Source organism: Streptomyces malaysiensis subsp. samsunensis, from assembly GCF_024519315.1.
Classification (GTDB): Bacteria; Actinomycetota; Actinomycetes; order Streptomycetales; family Streptomycetaceae; genus Streptomyces; species Streptomyces malaysiensis.
Genome location: NZ_JANIIC010000002.1, coordinates 301,527 through 320,781 on the forward strand (window position 1 = coordinate 301,527; position 19,255 = coordinate 320,781).

Sequence of the window (19,255 nt, forward strand, 5' to 3'; positions counted from 1 at the left end):
AGTGACGGGAGCGCTCGATGTCCGACGAATTGATCTCGATACTCGTGCTGGTGGTGGTCTTCGTCATCGCCACCACCCGGTCGATCAACATGGGCGCCCTGTCCTTCGCCGCCGCCTTCGGCGTGGGCGAGCTGGTCGCCGACTTCAGCGCGGACCACATCTTCGCCGGGTTCCCGGGCGATCTGTTCGTGGTGCTGGTGGGGGTGACGTACCTCTTCGCCCTCGCCCGGGCCAACGGCACCACGGACTGGCTGGTGCACGCCTCGGTCCGGCTGGTGGGCGGGCGGGTCGCGCTGATCCCATGGGTGATGTTCGCGATCAGCGGGGTGCTGACCGCGATCGGGGCGGTGAGCCCGGCGGCGGTCGCGATCGTCGCGCCTCTCGCGCTCTCCTTCGCCGCGCGCTACCACATCAGCCCGCTGCTGATGGGTGCCATGGTGGTGCACGGCGCCCAGGGCGGCGGCTTCTCCCCGATCAGCATCTACGGATCGATCGTCAACGGCATCGTGGACCGGGAGAAGCTCCCCGGCAACGAGGTCACGCTGTTCCTCGCGAGCCTGGTGGTCAACCTCATCATCGCCGCCGTCGTCTTCGTCGTCTGCGGCGGGCTGAAGCTCCCCAGGACCGCCGTCGCCGCCGGGGAGATCCGGCAGGACAAGAAGGACGGGAAGGAAGGCGAGGACGGCGAGGAGGGGGCGGCGGTGGACGCGCCGGCCGACACGGAGAGCCGTCTCACCCCGGCCCGTATCGCCACACTGGCCGCGCTGGTGGCGCTGGTGGTCGCGGTGCTCGCCTTCGACCTGGACGCCGGGCTCACCTCGATCACACTCGCCGTGGCCCTCAGCGTCTTCTGGCCGGACCACGGCAAGAAGGCCGTGAACGAGGTCACCTGGCCCACCGTGCTGCTGATCTGCGGTGTGCTCACCTATGTCGGGGTGCTGGACGAGATGGGCACCATCGACTACGCGGGCAAGGCGGTGAGCGACATCGGGATTCCCCTGCTCGCCGCGCTGCTGCTCTGCTACATCGGCGGGATCGTCTCCGCCTTCGCCTCCTCGGTGGGCATCATGGGCGCGCTGATCCCGCTCGCCGTTCCCTTCCTGGCCCAGGGCGACATCGGCGCGGTGGGGATGATCGCGGCCCTCGCGGTGTCGGCGACCGTCGTCGACGTCAGCCCCTTCTCGACCAACGGGGCGCTGGTGCTGGCCAACGCGCCGGATGTGGACCGGGACCGGTTCTTCCGGCAGCTGATGGTCTACGGCGGGATCATGGTGGTGGCGGTCCCCCCGGTCGTCTGGCTGACGATGGTGGTCCCCGGCCTCGGCTGAGCGGGCCGACGGGGAATCGGCCGGGGCCGGGCGGCGGACGGGCGATCGGCCGGGCGGCCGGGCGGCCGAGCGGGAGTCGGCCCGGCGGGCGGACCGTAAGAGCCGGTCCCGGAAGCGCGGACCGCCGTTCAGCCGGGTGGCAGCGGAAGCCAGTGGGATTCGCCGGGGGCGACGGTCAGCGAGCGGTCCGCCAGCCGCACCTCGATCGGGCGCTCCTCCGAATCCGGCACGCTGATCCACAGCCTCCCGGCCCGCACCCGCAGGGCCACGCCCCAGTGGCCTCGGTAGCGCATCGAGAAGTGATACTCCGAGAGCCCGGACGGCTCGGGGAGCGGCACCGGGTCCAGCCACAGGGCGTCCTCACGGGTCTCAAGACCGGTCAGACCGCGCTGCACCAGATCGAGGGTGCCGCCCATGGCGCCGAGGTGGATGCCCTCGCCCGTGGTGCCGCCCTGGACGTCCGCCACATCGCCGAGCAGCGCCTCCTGGCAGTGCCGCCACGCCTCGGCCCGGCGCGCCCGCGCCAGCACCCAGCCGTGCACCAGCGCACTGAGGGTCGAGCCGTGGCTGGTCCGGGACAGGTAGTACTCCACGGTGGCGCGCCAGATGTCGTCGTCCAGGGGGTAGCCGAGCCGCCGGAAGAGGGCCGACAGCTCGGCGGGGCCGAAGAGATAGCCGAGCATCAGCGCGTCGGCCTGTTTGGAGACCTGGTAGCGGTTGACGGAGTCGCCCTCGGACTCCAGGATCCGGTCCATCCGGCGGATGTCGCCGTAGCGGGCGCGATAGCCGTCCCAGTCGAGTTCGGCCAGCTCCCCGTAGCCCTCGAACTGGCTGATGACGCCCCGGTGGAAGGGGACCAGCAGCCGCCGTGAGACGTCCTCCCAGCGCTCCGGCTCCGCGCGGTCCAGGCCCACCCGCTCGAACAGGGCTCGGCGGCGCGGCTCGGGCAGGGTGCGGGCCAGTTCCAGGGCCCGGTCGAGCACCCAGGCGGCGGTGACGTTGGTGTACGCGTTGTCGTCGATCCCGGGGCGGTCGGCGCCGGGGTAGCCGTCGTGGTACTCGTCGGGCCCGACCACTCCACGGATGCGGTACCGCCCGCCGTCCGGGTCCGGTACGGCGGTGTCGGCCCAGAAGCGGGCGATCTGGAGCAGCATCTCCGCGCCCTTGGTGTGCAGGAAGTCGGTGTCGCCGCTGGCCTGGCAGTACTGCCACACGTTGTACGCCACCGCCGAGCCCACATGGTGCTGGAGCCGGGAGTGGTCCGGCAGCCAGCGGCCGGAGCGCGGGTTCAGATGCAGTGTCTGGGTCTCCTCGCGCCCGTCGCTGCCGCTCTGCCACGGGTACATCGCCCCGGCCCGCCCGGCGTCCTCGGCGGCGCGGCACGCCTGGCGCAGCCGCCGGTGGCGGTAGTGCAGCAGGGCCCGGGACACCTCGGGGAAGTGGAGGTTCAGATACGGCAGCACGAACAGCTCGTCCCAGAAGACATGTCCGCGGTACGCCTCGCCGTGGAGGCCGCGGGCCGGGACGCCCACGTCCAGCTCCGCGGTGTGCGGGGAGAGCGTCTGGAGGATGTGGAACAGGTGCAGCCGCAGGATGTGGCCCGCCTCGCCGGGGACCTCCAACGCCGCCTCGCGCCACAGGTGTTCCCATGCGGTGCGGTGGGAGGCGAGCAGCTTCCCGAACTCCGGCGCCCGCGCCACCCCGTCGAGCGCGGCCTGGACCGGATCGCTGATCGCGGGGTCCTTGGAGGTGTAGAGCGCCACGGTCTTCTCGACGGTGACCGGGGCGTCCGGCGCGACCGGCACGGCCAGGGTGCGCATCGCCGCGCTGCGGGTCAGCCGCTGCCCGGTGCCGCTGGGCTCGCCGCGGACGGCCCGGGTGCGCGCGGCCATGGCCACGCGCACCTCGGAGGTGGTGGTGCGGCAGCTGAGCCAGACGGTGTCGGGGCCCGCGGCGCCGGTGCGATGGTCGATGAGATGGCGGCCGGCCAGCGCGTCGTAGCGGGCCACACCGGTGTTGGCCACGGCGCCGTCGAGCCCCGACTCCAGCTCGACGGTGCCGGACCAGCCCTCGGCCCGGAAGGTGGTCCGCATCGCCGCCAGATGAGGGTCCCCCATGTGGACGAGGCGCTGCTGCTCGACGTGCAGCACCCGGCCGTGCGGGTCGGTGTACCGCGGCCGCCGCACGAGGGTGCCGTGCCGGAGGTCGAGGGTCTGCCGGTAGCCGGTCAGCTCGTCCCCGTCGGGGGTGAGCCAGCCGCCGGGGCCGGGAGGCCGGTCCGGGTCGCGAACGCGGTAGCGCAGCGGCAGCCAGTTCGGCAGGTTGGCCATGTCCTCGTTCTCGACCCGGCGTCCGCCGGCCACCGAGGTCAGCCGGTTGTAGCAGCCCGCCACATAGGTGCCCGGGTAGTGCGTCTCATCGGCGGCCGCCTCGGGGGCCGCGCCCCGGGTGGCGAAGTAGCCGTTGCCGAGTGTGCACAGCGACTCCCGCAACCGCTCCTCGCCGGGCTCATAGCCCTCGTACTCCCACGCCCAGTCCGACACGGCCGCTCACCGGCTCTCCTCCCTCGACTCCCCCATTGTCGTCCGGGCCGGAGGTCTTCACCGGCTGCGCCGCGCCCGCGCGCGGCGGACCGCTCAGCAGATCTTGTAGTCGGCCCGGCTGTTGTTGTACGAGCAGGTGTCGACCGTGGAACCGCCGCTCTTGCGGAGGGTGGCCTTGTCGCGGTCGTTGTTCCAGACGTACGCCCGGCGGTCCTGGTACTTGGTGGCCGAGGTGTCGGAGCCGGAGCCGGTCCGGACGGTCACGGTCTTGCCCGCGCCGAGGGTGTAGGCGGGGAAGGTGTACTTGTGGTTGCTCGCGTCGACGAGGACCCAGCCCTTGAGGCCGACCCCGCGCGAGGTGGAGTTCTTGATCTGGACGTATTCGCCGTTGAGGCTGGAGTTGCTCCGGTTGTCGCTACCGGGAGAGTCGTAGTAGATCTTGGAAAGGTGTACGGAGCCCGCGGCCCCGGCGGGCGTGGCCGGGTACAGCAGGGCTATCGCGCAGCCGGCGGCGAGCGCCGCGCCGATACGGGCGGTGTGTACGGACATGAGGTCCCCCCATCGCGTGGTACGTGGTGAAGCGGCGGTAAGAGCCTGTGCCATATCCCCGGCCGGGCTTGCGACGCCTGGCACGCGCGCTCGCCGCGTTACCGAAACGCCCACGTGGCTCCGCCACGAGAGCGCTCCGGCGCCTTGCGATCGCACGCACCAGACGCCGCAAGCTGATCCGACCGGGGATATGGCACAGGCTCTAACGCAGGACGGACGGGCGGCCGCGCCCGAAGATGGTTTGGAGTCAGCGAGCTGACTCCTTCGGCGCGGCCGTCCGTCCGTCTTCCCCCCACCTGTGTGGAGGACCAGAGTGGACCACGGCTGAACGCGGCGGCAGGGCTGCGCGGCCCCTGCCCCAGGGCCATATGGCCCTAGCGCGGAGCCGGTGCGGGGCTATCCCGGCCGGGGCGATGGAGGCGGCGTCAGCGGCCGAGCTGGGCGCCACCGTTGATGTGCAGCACCTGGCCGGTCACATACGCGGCCTCCGGGGAGGCCAGATAGCGGATGGCGGCCGCGATCTCGGCGGGTGTCCCGGGCTGTCCGGTGAGCGTCTCCCCGATCTGCTGGGCGATGAACTCGGGCGTGCCGCGCTCGCCGAAGAACTCGGTGTCCTCGACATAGCCGGGGGCCACCGCGTTGGCGGTGACGCCCTCCGGGCCGAGCCGCTTGGCCAGCTCGAAGGTGTAGGCGTGCAGCGCGGCCTTGGTGCCGCCGTACGATCCGGGGCCGCGCAGCGACGCGACCGAGGACAGATGGACGATCCGGCCGCCGGGCCGGGTGAGGTGGGGCAGCAGCGCCTCGGTGAGCAGTACGGCGGTCAGCACGTTGGCCGCGAAGTTCCGCTGGTACTGGTCGGCGACGCCCTCGAGGGTGCCGTCGTTGAAGGGCGCGACATTGCCGCCGGCGTTGGCCACGACGACGTCCACCGCGCCGTCCGCGGTGATGAACTCGGCGGCGCGCCGGGTCTGTTCCGGGTCGCTGAGGTCCGCGCCGGTCCAGGTGACCAGGTCGGCGCCGTGGGCGGCGTTGAGCTTGTCCGCCGCGGCGCGCAGCACCTCGGCGCGGCGGCCGAGGATGACCACCCGGTCGCCCGCGGCGGCGAAGGTCTCCGCGGTCGCGAGTCCTATGCCCGTACCGCCGCCCGACACCACGATCCGTCGCCCCATCACGGGCCTCCTCAGTGCAGCTCATTGAATGGCAGTCACATCTATGAACCGCACGCTAGGGAGAAAGCGCATTCTCGTCAAGGCTCAGTACCCAACAGCCAACCTGTTGCCTTGCGTTCACTATTGACAGGTTCTGTTGGAGATGGCGCAATGGCGGCGCCCCACTTGTCCCAGCAGCAGCCCTCAGAGCTGCTCCAGCAAGGAGGACATGTGCGTTTTCGTTCATCTTTCGCCAGATCCGTGGTCGCGACCGTGGCCTTGGCGCTCGGCGCGCTCGGTCTGCTGACCGCCCCCGGTCCGGCCGCGGCCGACACCCCCTCCGACGACCCCTCGGTCATCCACGGCCTCCGCGGCGACTACTACCTCCAGTCCGCCCCGGGGGCCTTCGACTTCCACGAGCTGAAGGCCACCAGCCTCGACTCCGCCCTCGACTTCGACAATCTGGAGCCGCGGCTACAGGCCACCACCGGACGGTCCGACGACGTCAGCGCCCGCTGGACCGGCCAGATCACCCCCGAGCGCTCCGGTGCGCACACCTTCTCGATCACCGGCGACAACGGCTTCCGGCTGTGGATCGACGGCAAACCGGTCATCGACCACTGGGTGGACGACTGGGACAAGGAGCAGACCTCCCAGCCCGTCGAGCTCACCGCGGGCAAGGCGTATGACATCAAGGTCGAGTACTTCGAGCACAACGGCGGCTCCAACCTCCATCTGTCCTGGACCCCGCCGGGCGCGGCCAAGGCGCCCGTGCCCGCGTCCGCCTTCCGGCTGCCCGCGGACTTCGACTACGACGGGCCGGTGGCCGGCGCCGTCCAGCCCGACGGCCGTACGCTGCTGCTGGACTTCGCCCGGCCCCTGACCGCTCCCCCGGCCGATCTGACCTCGCATCTGACCGCCGTCATCGGCGGCGCGCAGTGGCCGCTCGGGCGCGCCCGGCTGGATACGGCCGACCCGTCCCGGCTGCTGCTCTCCCTGAAGGAGCCGGTGGTCGGAAAGGGCGGCGAGGCCATCGTGCGCTACGACGGCGAGGGCGGCCTCGAGGACACCGACGGCGCCATCGACCCGTATGTGTCCTTCGGCGGCAACAAGTCGACGTACCAGCTGAGCACCCCCTGGGCCAAGGATGTCGGTCCCGACAACGCCCACCCCGAGTACCCGCGCCCCCAGCTGACCCGCGATCAGTGGCGCAACCTCAATGGCAGCTGGGAGTTCGCCGCCGCGAAGGAGGGGCAGAAGCCCCCGGTCGGGCAGCGGCTGGGGGAGCGGATCCTGGTGCCGTACCCGGTGGAGTCCAAGCTCTCCGGCGTGGAGCGGCATGAGGACCGCATGTGGTACCGGCGGACCTTCACCGTCCCGGACGGCTGGAAGGTCGGCGAGGGCAAGCGGCTGCGGCTGAATTTCGACGCCGTCGACTGGCAGGCCGAGGTGTACGTCAACGGTACCCGGGTGGCCGACCACCGCGGCGGCTACGACCGGTTCAGCGCCGATGTCACCGACGCCCTGCGGCCGGGCCGCACCCAGGAGCTGATCGTCGGCGTCTACGACCCGACGGACGCCGCCGACGGCGAGAACCCGCCGATGGGCAAGCAGCGTCTCGACCCCAGCGGCATCTTCTACACCCCCTCCTCCGGGATCTGGCAGACCGTCTGGATGGAGCCGGTCGGCACCGACCATGTGGACACCCTCAAGCTGACCCCGGACGTCCCGGGCGAGGCCCTCACCACCGAGGTCCGCGGGGTGCGGGACGGCGTTCCGGTCACCGCGACCGCCTACGACGGGCGGCGCGTGGTCGGCACCGCCACCGGGCGCACCGGTGAGCCGCTGACCGTCCCGGTGCCCTCCCCGCATCTGTGGTCCCCCGACGATCCGCATCTGTACCAGCTGAAGGTCACGGTCGGGCGGGGCGCCTCGGCGGACCGGGTGGAGAGCTACTTCGGCATGCGGAGCATCGCCGTCAAGGAGGTGGACGGCAAGAAGCGCACCGTGCTCAACGGCAAGCCGATCTTCTCCATGGCCACCCTCGACCAGGGGTTCTGGCCCGATGGACTGCACACCGCGCCGACCGACGAGGCCCTCGCGTACGACCTGAAGATGCACAAGCGCATGGGCTTCAACTCGGTGCGCAAGCACATCAAGGTCGAGCCCGACCGCTGGTACTACTGGGCCGACCGGCTGGGCCTGATGGTATGGCAGGACATGCCCGCCATGAACACGGTCACCCCGTCCGAGAAGGCGCAGGCGCAGTACGAGCACGAGATGAAGCGGATGATCGACCAGCACATCAGCAGCCCGTCGATCGCCATCTGGGTGACCTTCAACGAGGGCTGGGGCCAGTACGGCGGCCCGAAGGTGCCGACGCTGGCCAAGGGCTGGGACCCCAGCCGGCTGATCAACGGCGCCAGCGGCTGGAACGACACCGGCAACGGCGACCTCGCCGACATCCACGCCTACCCGGGGCCGGGCGATCCGCGCCCCGACGCCTCACGGGCGGGGGTCACCGGTGAGTACGGCGGCCTCGGCCTGGCCATACCGGGGCATGCCTGGCCGGTGCAGCACACCTATGTCGGCGTCGACAAGGAGCAGTACACCGAGGAGTATCTGAAGCTGCTGGACAAGGTGCGCGGGCTGGTCGCGTGCAACGGCAGCAGCGGGGCCGTCTACACCCAGATCACGGATGTGGAGGGCGAGCTCAACGGGCTGCTCACCTATGACCGCAAGGAGATCAAGCCCGATGTGGAGCGGCTGCGCCAGGCCCATCAGGCACTGATCCGCGACGCGGCGGACCCGGCGTCCATGGAGTGCACCGGCTAAGCGCTCCGCGGGACGTGCCGCGATGCGTCGTCGGCCGACTGCGGCGCCGTCGTGGCTGGTCGCGCAGTTCCCCGCGCCCCTTCGGGGCGCTGCCCGAACCGTAGCGGACCTCCTCCGACCTGCTTAGCCGCACGGCTCGGCCCATGGTGGTGACCCGTTCCGGGGTGCGCGTCCCCGGGGCGGGTCATTCGGCCGCCAGCGCCTCGACGGCGGCGACCGTACGGTCCACCACCACGTCGTACAGCCTGCTCTGCGCCCGCGGCAGCCTCGACAGCAGCGGGGCCACCACCTCCCGCTCCTCCTGGGGGTACAGGGCCAGCGCCTCGGTCAGGGCGTCCAGTTTGCGGGCGGAGACCGGGCCGCGGTGGGTCTCGTAGACCGCGTGGCCGATGACGGTGGAGCCGATGAGGGTCACGGCCAGCGCGAGATCCTCATCGCTCAGCTTCAGGGGGCGCAGCATCCGGGTGAGGGTCACCAGGGAGGAGATCCGGGCGGGCTGCTGGGTGGCGGCCATATAGGGGAGCAGCTGACGGTAGGGCAGCAGATATTCGCGGCTGCCGTGCATCCAGGCGCGCAGCCGCTCCTGCCAGGTCTCGCCCGGCGGGTCCCGGTGCTGGGCCTCGGCCAGGACGCGGTCGGCCACGGCCTGGAGGAGATCGTCGCGGTCGGGGAAGTAGCGGTAGAGCGCCATGGGGGCGGAGCCGACCGCCTCGGCGACCTTCTTGACGGTCAGCGCGGCCTCCGGCTCGCGGACCGCGAGCTCGGCGGCGCTGCGGACGATCTGCTCGCGCGACAGGCGGGGCGGGCGCCCGCGTCCCCTGCGGACGGTACCCTCCGCGGTCCCGGCCATCCGGTGTCCTTTCACTCGCCCCCGTCGTGCCGGTCCCCAAGGCTACGCATGTCCACTCGGGCGCCGCTCGTGGCCGTCCGCCGCGTCCTCCGGGCGTGAACCGCGGGAGATCTGCCACGACATGGCCTGACATGGGTGATGGACCAAGGGGCGACACTCCCGGCGGGCATATTTGACGTACCTGTTACACAAATTTATGCGACACTGCTGCGGCGCCCGAAGTGGCTCGACGCCCCTACGAAGGACCACGACGAAGGACCACCGTGACTTCCTTGCCTCCGACCCCCGATGCCCCCGAAGCGGCGATGACCGCCCACCCGCCGCGCTCCGGTCCGGTGGTCGCCGTCCTGGCGTTCGGCGGGATCGTCGTCTCCCTGATGCAGACCCTGGTGGTGCCGCTGATCCCGGATCTCCCGGCGCTGCTGGACACCTCGGCCTCGGACGCCTCCTGGGCGATCACCGCCACTCTGCTCGCCGGCGCGGTGGCCACCCCCGTACTGGGCCGGCTCGGCGATATGTACGGCAAGCGGCGGACGCTGCTGATCAGCCTGGCGATGCTGGTGATCGGATCGGTGGTGTGCGCGCTCTCCGACACGCTCGCCCCCATGATCGTCGGCCGTGCGCTCCAGGGCTTCTCCGCGGGCGTGATCCCGCTGGGCATCAGCATCATGCGGGACGAACTGCCCGCCGAACGGCTCGGCTCTGCGATGGCGCTGATGAGCTCCTCGCTGGGCGTCGGCGGCGCCCTCGGGCTGCCCGGGGCCGCGGCGCTGGCCGAACACGCCGACTGGCATGTGCTGTTCTGGGTCTCGGCGAGCCTGGGCACGGTGGTGATCGCGCTGGTGCTGGCGCTGGTACCGGAGTCCCCGGTGCATGGCGGCGGGCGGTTCGACCTGGTGGGCGCCCTCGGACTGTCGGCCGGGCTGCTCTGTCTGCTGCTGGCCATCTCCAAGGGCGCCGACTGGGGCTGGGGCAGCGGTGTCACCACCGGGCTGTTCGCCGCCGCGGTGGTCGTGCTGTTCCTGTGGAGCCGGTGGGAGCTGCGGGTGAGCGGGCCGCTGGTGGATCTGCGCACCACCATGCGCCGTCAGGTGCTGCTCACCAATCTGGCCTCCATCGTCATCGGCTTCGCGATGTTCGGGATGTCGCTGGTGCTGCCGCAGTTGCTCCAGATGCCCTCGGCCACGGGGTACGGGCTGGGCCAGTCGATGATGACCGCCGGTCTGTGCCTGGGCCCGTCCGGTCTGGTGATGATGGCGATCTCCCCGGTGTCGGCGCGGATCACGGGCACCTGGGGCCCCAAGGTGTCGCTGATGCTCGGCGCGGGGGTGATCGCCGCCGGATACGGCATGGGCGTCTTCCTGATGGACGCCGTATGGCAGATCGTGGTCATCTCCTGTGTGATCGGCGCCGGGATCGGCCTCGCGTACTCCGCCATGCCCGCGCTGATCATGTCGGCGGTGCCGGTGTCCGAGACGGGCGCGGCCAACGGCCTCAACACCCTGATGCGGTCCATCGGCACCTCGACCGCCAGTGCGGTGGTGGGCGTCGTACTCGCCCATATGACCACCGCGTTCGGGCCCGTCGAGCTCCCGTCCCTGAACGGCTTCCGCACCGCCTTCGTGATCGGCGGCGGCGGTGCGCTGCTGGCGCTCGCGGTGGCCTCGCTGCTGCCGGGCCGCAGGCCGGACCGGCTCACCGCCACCCCGGAGCGGCCCGGCACACCACAGCCGGTGGGAGGCCGCTGACCGAGGGCCGACGGCCGACGGCCGAAATCGCTCCACAGCCGTCCGTATCCCCCCGCCCGCCCGCGCGGCGACGGGGGAGGTACGGGCGGCTTTGTCGTGACGGGGTCGCATACGGGCCATCATGTGGACCGCGGTTGACGGAACGGGCCCGTGCGGTGCTGAATGATGCGAGTGAGGACTGAGCTGCCCCTGGTCACCCGCGACCACATCGACTTCGGTCGGGTGTGGTCCGCCTCCTGTTACGGCTGACCCGGCAGCGGGCCGTCGTCCCACCGGCCGCTCTCTTCCGATTCCGGGCCCCTCGCCCGTCACCCCCCGCGCCTGACGCGCCATCGCCCCCGGCAGCGCGCCGCACTCCGGCCCCGGGGCGCCTCCCTCTCCTGTCCCGCTTGCCCGCGTTCCCGCTTTGTTCCCGCCTTCCGAAAGGTCGCCCCATGCCCTTGGAGTTCCTCGGCATCGCCGCCACCGACGACGGCTCCGAGACCGGTCCGCGCTCCGGCGCGGCCACCGCGGCCGAACCCCCGCCCGAGCTGACGGTGGTCCACGTGACCGTGGACGATCCGCGGGTCGAGCCGCTGCTGCGCGAGCTGGCGCATGAGTACTCCACCCGCTACGGAAGGTCGGCCGACCGTGAGCTGAACCGCTATCCGGCCGAGGAGTTCGCCCCGCCGCACGGGGAGCTGCTTCTGCTGCTGGAGGCCGGTGAGCCGGTCGCCGGGGGCGCGTACCGGCGGTACGACGAACGGACGGCGGAGCTCAAGCGGATCTGGACGCATTCGGGCCACCGCCGGCGCGGGCTGGCCCGCCGGGTGGTGGCGGAGCTGGAGCGGTCGGCCGCCGAGCGCGGCTACCGGCGGATCTACCTCACCACCGGGCCCCGTCAGCCGGAGGCGCGCGGGCTGTATCTGACCACCGGCTACACCGCGCTGTTCGATATTTCGGCCGACCCGGAGACCATCGGCCCGCTCCCCTTCGAAAAGGGGCTCTAGGCCCGGCGGAGCCGCGTCCGCCAACGCCCGTCCATCCGCCCGCCCGGCCGATCCGGGCGGCCGGAGACATTCCCCCGTTTACGGTTGACCGTTCTGTGTCAACTGTTGGTGGGCATCCGCGCATGCGGTTCTAGGATGCGGTAATTCTGCCGCGACCCGACCGTCCGAGGGCCTGCCATGACCAAAGTCCTGAACGTCGATGCACTGCCCGAGCCAACCGTGCTCAAACGCGCGAAGCGACGGCGTCCCGGACTTCTGGTGGCCAATTCGATCGTGCTGGTACTGGCCGCGATGGCGGTGACCACGATATTCACCAACCCACGTTTCGAGTGGGAAACGGTCGCGAAATATTTCTTTGAAATCCGGGTGCTGAAGGGTATCGGGGTCAGTATCGGAATGACCGCGGTGACCATGGCGCTTTCTCTGGTGTCCGGCACTTTGGTCGCTCTTATGCGAATGGGCGACTCCCGGCTCATGTCCACGGTCGCGGCGGCCTTCATCTGGGTTTTCCGCAGCATTCCCATGCTGGTGCAGCTGCTTTTCTGGTACAACCTCGCCGCCCTCTTTCCCACACTGTCCCTTGGCATCCCCTGGGGACCGCGCTTCATCACCTTCGACTCGAACAGCGTCATCGGTCCGCTGACCGCCGCGATCATCGGGCTGACCCTCCACGAGACCGCGTACATCGCGGAGTTGATCCGTTCGGGGCTGCTCGCCGTGCCCGATGGACAGCGACAGGCGGCGTCCGCACTGGGGTTGACACCGGCTCAGATCTTCTTCCGCGTCACCCTCCCCCAGGCGCTGCGGGTGATCGTCCCGCCGATGGGAAATGAGCTGATATCTCTCCTCAAGGCCACCTCCCTGGTCAGCGTGATCACGTTGGCCGACCTGCTCTACTCGGTACAGCTGATTTACGCCAAAAATTTCCAGACCGTTCCCCTGTTGATCGTTGCCGCAATTTGGTACATGATCATCACCGGCGTCATTACTCTTCTTCAGCAGCGCCTGGAGCGACGTCTGGGACGACACACCATGCTTTCGGCCGACAAGGCCGGGAAAGTGAAGAGGATCGAGCACTCGGTATGACCGTGCCAACGGAAAAGGAATCGCAGGCCGTCGTCTCCCTGCGCGGGATCCGCAAGTCGTTCCGCGGAACCGAGGTGCTGCACGGCATCTCCCTGGATATCCATCGAGGTGAGACGGTCTGCCTGATCGGCCCCTCCGGATCCGGGAAGAGCACGCTGCTGCGCTGCGTCAACCATCTCGAGGTGCCGGACCAGGGCGTGGTGGTGGTCGACGGCAGCGTGATCGGCTATCAGCTGCGCGGGCGCACCCTGGATGAGCTGGGCCCCCGGGAGCTGGCCGCCCAGCGCTCGGTGATGGGCATGGTGTTCCAGAGCTTCAATCTGTTCCCGCACCTCACCGCCCGCGAGAACATCGTGGAGGCCCCGCGCCGGGTGCTCGGGCTCTCCAGGGCCGAGGCCGACGCGCGGGCGGTGGAGCTGATGACCCGGGTGGGGCTCGCCCACAAGCTGGACAGCTATCCGGACAAGCTCTCCGGCGGCCAGCAGCAGCGGGTGGCCATCGCCCGCGCCCTGGCGATGCGCCCCAAGGTGATGCTCTTCGACGAGCCGACCTCCGCCCTCGACCCCGAGATGGTGCAGGAGGTGCTCAGCGTCATCAAGGACCTGGCCCGTGAGGGCATGACACTGGTCGTCGTCACCCATGAGATGCGCTTCGCCGCCGATGTCGCCGACCGGATCGTCTTCATGGACGACGGCCGGATCGTCGAGGAGGGCGCCCCGGAGCTGCTGCTGCGCGCTCCCTCACACGACCGTACCCGTACGTTCCTGTCGAAGGTCAGCCCATGAGCACCGAACTGCCCCTGCCCGCCAAGACCGTCCGGCGGCTGAAGCTGTGGGACTCCTACCGCTCGTACCAGTATCTGGAGGCCGGGCAGGACTTCCGGGCCTTCGGGCTGGCGCCCGCGCTCGGCCGGGTCCCCGGGGCCGCGCTGGAGTGGAGCGAGGCCGTCGAGGTCCGCGCGCGGGACTTCGAGGAGCGCCATCAGGTGATCTCCGCCCATGACCATCTCTCGCTGCGCCCCGCGGATCCGGGCGACTTCGCCGCGTACCGCCGCCAGGGCCGGGAGTCGATCCCCTACGAGGGCATCGCGCACTCGGGGGTGGACCTGTTCTTCGACGGCGGCCCGGCCGCGGTGAGCATGATCCGCTCCCATGCCCCCTGGGACTGGGACGACGCGGTCAGCGATCTGGCGATGCGCCAGGCCGACCTCGCCCATCAGCGGCTGGTGGCGCCGGTCCATACGCTCGAGGACGCCGACCGGGCGCGCGCCGCCCACCAGGTGGGAGTGGTGCTGACCCTGGAGTCGGCCTCCCCCATCGGCAATGACGTCGACCGGCTCGATCTGCTCTACGGTCTGGGCGTGCGGCTGCTCGGCGTGGTCTACAGCGAGAGCAATCAGCTGGGTTCGGGGCTGGCCGACGCCGGTGACACCGGGCTGACCCTGCTCGGCCGCCGGGCGCTGCGCCGGATGAACGACCTCGGGATCATCGTCGATGTCTCGCACAGCGGGGACGCGACGGCCCTGGACGCCGTGCGCCGCTCCACCGCCCCCGTGGTGATCACCCATGCCGGGTCCCGGGCGCTGTGGCCGACCCCGCGGATGAAGCCGGACGATGTGATCCGGGCCTGCGCCGGGTCCGGCGGGTTCATCGGGGTCGAGGCTGCGCCGCATACGACCATCACCGCGCGGCACCCCCGGCACGGCCTGGACTCGGTGATGGAGCACATCGAGCGCTGTATCGACCTGGTCGGCATCGACCATGTGGCCTTCGGCCCGGACACCAACTTCGGCGATCACACGGCCTGGCACCGGACGTTCGCCCCGCTCTTCGGCAAGGACGACGCGCTGGACGGCATGGCCCCCGAACTGCCGCCGCACGAGGAGGTCGAGTACGTACGGGGCTGTGAGAATCCCGCGGAGGCCGTCGGCAATATGATCCGGTGGCTGTTCGACCGCGGCTACTCCGAAGCGGACGTGGCCAAGCTGGCCGGGGGCAACGTACGGCGCGTCGCCGAGACCGTCTGGGGCCGCTGACCGGCCCCGTTCTTCCGCATCCGCCACCCCCACCTCCCGGAATGGAGCAACCATGCGCAACCGTCCCCCTGTCGCCGCATGCGCACTGCTGGCCTGTCTGACGCTCACGCTGTCCGCCTGCTCGGTGGACGACACCCCCGCGGCCGGCAAGGACAGCAAGAGCCATCCGGAGGTCACGCTCGCCCCCGAGCCCAGGGACAGCGCGCTGGCCGCCGAGGTCCCCCCGGCCTATGCGAAGAAGACGCTGATCATGGGCGTCAGCGAGTACGCGCCGTATGTCACCTTCGAGTCCGACGGAAAGATCACCGGGCTGGTCCCGGAACTGTCCGCACAGCTCTCCTCGCTGCTGGACATAAAGATCAAGGTGGAGCGGACCAACTTCGACGCGGTCATCCCGGGGCTGAAGTCCGGCCGGATCGATCTCAGCGCCCCCTCCGGCGACTTCATCGAGCGTCAGAAGGAGGTCGACTTCGCCGACTTCGCGCAGAGCAGTGTGACGCTGCTGGTGCGGGGGGACGGCTCCTTCCACCCCAAGAACGGCCTGGAGGTCTGCGGGCACAAGGTCGGCGTGGAGAAGGGCGCCGGAACGCAGAACGTGCTCGCGGCGCAGAACAAGCGGTGTGCGGCGAAGGGCAAGCCGTCGGTGGACGCCAAGCTCTACACCGATCTGCCCGCCGCCTCGCTGGCGCTCCAGAGCAAGCGCGTGGAGGCGGTGGCCGCGCCCAGCGCCTCCAACACCTCGGTGAGCCAGAACTCGCACGACCGCTTCGAGACCCTCGAACTCGAGGACATGCTGGACCTGCCCGCCGCGACGGCCGTCTACGGCATCCAGGCCAAGAAGGGCTCCGGGCTCGCCCCCGTGATCGTCAAGGGGCTGCGGAAGCTGTACGAGTCGGGCACCTACGCCAAGCTCTTCGGCCAGTGGGGGCTGCCGCTGTCCACCGTCACCCGGGGCCAGATCGCCCTCAACGGCTCCAAGCAATCCCAGACCCAGTGAGATCTTCCATGGCACGAACCAGTCGGACGGAAACGAGCGGGGACAGGGAGCGGACGGCCCGGGAGGAGCCCGCCCGGCTGCTGGAGCAGCGGGTGTGGCGGCGCACCCTGCGCGTCCCGATGCGGGACGGAACCGTCCTGGCCGCCGATCTGTTCACCCATCAGGAGCGGCCCGGACCCCGTCCGGTCATCCTGGAGCGGACCCCCTACGGCCGCCGCCGGATGCGCGACTCCGACCGCAGCCGCCATGACGAGCCGGTGCCGACGCCGGAGGAGACCTCGGCGTTCTTCGTCCGCGCGGGGTACCACGTGGTGCGGCAGGACTGCCGGGGCCGCGGGGATTCCGAGGGCACCTTCGTGAAGTACCTGGGCGAGGGGCCGGACGGCGCGGACACCATCGACTGGATCGCCGCCCAGCCCTGGTGCGACGGCCGGGTGGCCATGATGGGGGTGTCCTACTCGGCACACGCCCAGACGGCGGCCGCGGCCGAGTCCCCCGCCGGGCTGTCCGCGATGTTCATGGACTCCGGCGGCTTCGCCAGCGCCTATGAGGCCGGGATGCGGATGGGGGGCGCCTTCGAGCTCAAGCAGGTCACCTGGGCCTTCCGGCACGGTGAGGAGAGCCCGGAGGCGGAGCGGGACCCGCTGGTGCGCAAGGCGTTCGCGGGGACGGATCTGCGCGACTGGTTCACCGTGCTGCCGTGGCGGACCGGCGTCTCACCGCTGCGCCAGGTGGGCAGTTACGAGCGCTATCTGCTCGACCAGTGGCGGCATGACGCCTTCGGGGCGTACTGGCGGCAGCCGGCCATCTACGGGCGCGGCCACTACGACCGCTTCCCGGATGTGCCCACCCTGCACATGTCGAGCTGGTACGACCCGTATGTGCGCTCCACCATCGAGAACTTCACCGCCATGGGCCGGCTCAAGCGCTCCCCGGCGTATCTGGTGATGGGGCCGTGGAAACACGGACTGCGCTGTGTCACCTTCGCCGGGGACGTGGACTTCGGGCCCGCCGCGACCTTCAGCGGCAATGTGGACACCTCGTATCTGTCGTTCCGGCAGCGCTGGTTCGACGCGGTGCTGGGGGACGGTGATCCGGAGTCGATCCCACGGGTCCAGTACTTCCTGATGGGCGGCGGGGACGGCCGCCGGGACGCGGCCGGGCGGATGCGGCACGGCGGCCACTGGCGCACCGACGCCCAGTGGCCCCCGGCCGGGACCCGGGAGACCGCGTTCTACTGCCACACCTCGGGCGAGCTCGGCCCGGAGCGGCCGGAGGCCGAACGGGCGTGGGTGGAGTACGACTTCGACCCGAACGACCCGGTGCCGACGCTGGGCGGCCAGGTCACCTCCGGTGAGCCGGTGATGGTGGGCGGCGCCTTCGACCAGGTGCCGGACGAGCGGTTCTACGGTGCCCGCCCGCCGTATCTGCCGCTGAACTCCCGGCCCGATGTGATCTCGCTCGCCACTCCCCCGCTGGAGGAGCCGCTGGTGGTGGCCGGGCCCGTCACAGCGCGGCTGTTCATCTCCTCCTCGGCGCCGGACACCGACTTCACGGTGAAGCTGGTGGATGTGCATCCGCCGAACGAGGACTATCCGCACGGCTTCGCGATGAACCTCACCGAGGGCATCTTCCGCTGCCGCTTCCACAAGTCGTTCGAGCGCCCGGAGCCGCTGGAGCAGGGCGAGGTCTATGAGATCGAGATCCCGGCGCCGGACACGGCCAACCGCTTCGGGGCCGGGCACCGGCTGCGGGTGGACATCTCCTCCAGCGACTTCCCCCGGTTCGACGTCAACTCCAATACCGGGGTGCCGGAGGCGGCCAGCCGCCGCAAGGTGGTCGCGACCAACCGCGTCCACATGGACGCGGACCATCCTTCGGCGGTGCTGCTGTGGACCCGGCCGGGCTGACGGGCCGTCGGCTCATGGCCGTCAGCGCATGATGGTCGCCAGCACGTCCTGCCCCAGCCGGAGCAGGGTGCTGGTGGCCAGCCGGTGGTAGACGTACTTGCCCTCGCGCTCGGACTCGATGAGCCCGGCGTCCCTGAGCTGGCGCAGGGTGCGGGAGACCTGGGTGTCGGCGAGCCCCAGCCGCTGGGCCAGTTCGGAGGTGGTGATGGGCTCGCCCAGCAGATGGCGGCACAGCTCCATCCGGCCCAGGGACGCCAGGGCGGACATCCGGGCCCGCAGCTCGGCCTGGGTGAGCTGATCGGCCGTCCGGTCCTCCTGGGCGGCGAACTGGAGCACCACGGGGTGGGTCTTCTCGTCCTTGACGATCAGATGCGGCCAGACATGGACGGAGGGGATCAGGAAGAGCGGGCGCGGGCCGATCTCGATCTCGGCGACGGCCAGCTTGTCGTAGCGCACCCGCGAGCCGCCCCGGGAGACCACCGCGGTGGGGCTGAGCCCGGCCAGCACCTCGGCCAGACCGCGCCGCCTTATGTCGGTGCGGACCTGGGCGGCGGACGACTCCAGCCGGTCGCGGACCGTACGCCACTCGGTGGCGAAGAACGTCTCGGCGCAGGAGTCCAGGAAGCACAGCAGCCGGCCGCGCAGCGCCTCGGGCGAGGCCACCAGATCATGGGCCAGCTCCCCGCGCCGGAAGGACCGCCGCTCGCACTGGGCCACATAGCGCTCGGCGGACTCGGGGTCGGTGAGCAGACTGTGGGCCGGGGGCACGGCCTCGCGGAAGCCGAGCGCCCCTTGGGAGCACAGGCCCACGAACTCTTCGAGCGGCAGCCTCTCCAGATGGCGCAGCTCGTCCTCGAAGGGCTGGTCGAGCGGGAGTCCCAGCGGGAACAGCAGCCGGCAGCGGAGCCGGGCCCACAGCGGGGACAGGGCGCTCATCTCATGGGCGAGGGAGGGGGAGATCGCCGTCCCCAGCCGGTGTGTCCAGCGCTGGGCCTCGGGGTGGTGGTCGGGCTCGGCCATGATGTGCAGCACCGACATGAGCTCGGCCAGCGGTGAGCGGCCGACATGCACGTCGGCCGGTTGTGCGCGCTGGAGGTTGAGCGTGATCCCCACACCCGCACAGTACTCGGCGGGTACCGGGAGCGGCCGGGGTGTCTCGCGTATCAGGACCGGACGCCCTGGTCAGCGGCTGGGCAAAGGCTGATCGGAGGTGTACCGGAGGCCGGTCGGGGACCGG

Annotated in this window: 14 protein-coding genes; 9 read left to right on the forward strand and 5 right to left on the reverse strand. The window is 70.7% G+C overall.

Going from position 1 to position 19,255, the window contains the following annotated elements:
- Window positions 1–17 precede the first annotated feature (17 nt).
- Complete coding sequence (locus tag NQU54_RS02515; protein WP_257629525.1) at window positions 18–1,328, forward strand: SLC13 family permease; 1,311 nt, start codon at window positions 18–20, stop codon at window positions 1,326–1,328.
- Between the two features lie 128 nt (window positions 1,329–1,456).
- On the opposite strand, the gene NQU54_RS02520 is transcribed toward NQU54_RS02515, so the two are convergent.
- The 3 genes from NQU54_RS02520 to NQU54_RS02530 all read right to left on the reverse strand — a co-directional run bounded on the left by NQU54_RS02520 (window position 1,457) and on the right by NQU54_RS02530 (window position 5,589).
- Complete coding sequence (locus tag NQU54_RS02520; RefSeq protein ID WP_257629526.1) at window positions 1,457–3,871, reverse strand: glycoside hydrolase family 65 protein; 2,415 nt, start codon at window positions 3,869–3,871, stop codon at window positions 1,457–1,459.
- 93 nt (window positions 3,872–3,964) lie between these two features.
- Window positions 3,965–4,420 carry a lamin tail domain-containing protein gene (locus tag NQU54_RS02525; protein WP_257629527.1) on the reverse strand — a complete coding sequence of 152 codons (456 nt, stop codon included), beginning with the start codon at window positions 4,418–4,420 and terminating at the stop codon, window positions 3,965–3,967.
- Window positions 4,421–4,845: 425 nt separating this feature from the next.
- Window positions 4,846–5,589 carry an SDR family NAD(P)-dependent oxidoreductase gene (locus NQU54_RS02530; RefSeq protein WP_257629528.1) on the reverse strand — a complete coding sequence of 248 codons (744 nt, stop codon included), beginning with the start codon at window positions 5,587–5,589 and terminating at the stop codon, window positions 4,846–4,848.
- Between the two features lie 210 nt (window positions 5,590–5,799).
- Here NQU54_RS02530 and NQU54_RS02535 point away from each other — a divergent pair, with 210 nt between their 5' ends.
- The gene (locus NQU54_RS02535) at window positions 5,800–8,403 is read left to right on the forward strand and encodes a PA14 domain-containing protein (protein ID WP_257629529.1); all 2,604 of its coding nucleotides are present in this window, start codon (window positions 5,800–5,802) and stop codon (window positions 8,401–8,403) included.
- Between the two features lie 184 nt (window positions 8,404–8,587).
- Here the strand turns inward: NQU54_RS02535 and NQU54_RS02540 are convergent, their stop codons facing one another.
- Window positions 8,588–9,253 carry a TetR/AcrR family transcriptional regulator gene (locus NQU54_RS02540; protein WP_069860344.1) on the reverse strand — a complete coding sequence of 222 codons (666 nt, stop codon included), beginning with the start codon at window positions 9,251–9,253 and terminating at the stop codon, window positions 8,588–8,590.
- A gap of 263 nt (window positions 9,254–9,516) precedes the next feature.
- On the opposite strand from NQU54_RS02540, the gene NQU54_RS02545 reads away from it, so the two are divergent.
- From NQU54_RS02545 to NQU54_RS02575, 7 genes are all read left to right on the forward strand, one after another.
- The gene (locus NQU54_RS02545) at window positions 9,517–11,001 is read left to right on the forward strand and encodes an MFS transporter (RefSeq protein ID WP_372505758.1); all 1,485 of its coding nucleotides are present in this window, start codon (window positions 9,517–9,519) and stop codon (window positions 10,999–11,001) included.
- 434 nt (window positions 11,002–11,435) lie between these two features.
- Window positions 11,436–11,990, forward strand: coding sequence for a GNAT family N-acetyltransferase (locus tag NQU54_RS02550; protein ID WP_257629530.1), 555 nt, complete (start codon window positions 11,436–11,438; stop codon window positions 11,988–11,990).
- Window positions 11,991–12,167: 177 nt separating this feature from the next.
- Complete coding sequence (locus NQU54_RS02555; RefSeq protein WP_257629531.1) at window positions 12,168–13,076, forward strand: amino acid ABC transporter permease; 909 nt, start codon at window positions 12,168–12,170, stop codon at window positions 13,074–13,076.
- Window positions 13,073–13,861: an amino acid ABC transporter ATP-binding protein gene (locus NQU54_RS02560; RefSeq protein ID WP_257629532.1), complete on the forward strand. Its 789-nt coding sequence runs from the start codon at window positions 13,073–13,075 to the stop codon at window positions 13,859–13,861. Before NQU54_RS02555 ends, NQU54_RS02560 begins: the two co-directional genes overlap by 4 nt.
- A complete protein-coding gene (locus tag NQU54_RS02565) occupies window positions 13,858–15,111 on the forward strand; it encodes a dipeptidase (protein WP_257629533.1) in 1,254 nt (417 codons plus the stop codon). Before NQU54_RS02560 ends, NQU54_RS02565 begins: the two co-directional genes overlap by 4 nt.
- Window positions 15,112–15,163: 52 nt before the next feature.
- Window positions 15,164–16,108, forward strand: coding sequence for a transporter substrate-binding domain-containing protein (locus NQU54_RS02570; protein ID WP_257629534.1), 945 nt, complete (start codon window positions 15,164–15,166; stop codon window positions 16,106–16,108).
- Window positions 16,109–16,116: 8 nt separating this feature from the next.
- Window positions 16,117–18,018, forward strand: coding sequence for a CocE/NonD family hydrolase (locus tag NQU54_RS02575; RefSeq protein WP_257629535.1), 1,902 nt, complete (start codon window positions 16,117–16,119; stop codon window positions 18,016–18,018).
- A gap of 21 nt (window positions 18,019–18,039) precedes the next feature.
- Here the strand turns inward: NQU54_RS02575 and NQU54_RS02580 are convergent, their stop codons facing one another.
- Window positions 18,040–19,131 (reverse strand): DUF5937 family protein, encoded by a 1,092-nt coding sequence (locus NQU54_RS02580; protein ID WP_257629536.1) that lies wholly within the window; start codon window positions 19,129–19,131, stop codon window positions 18,040–18,042.
- Window positions 19,132–19,255 lie beyond the last annotated feature (124 nt).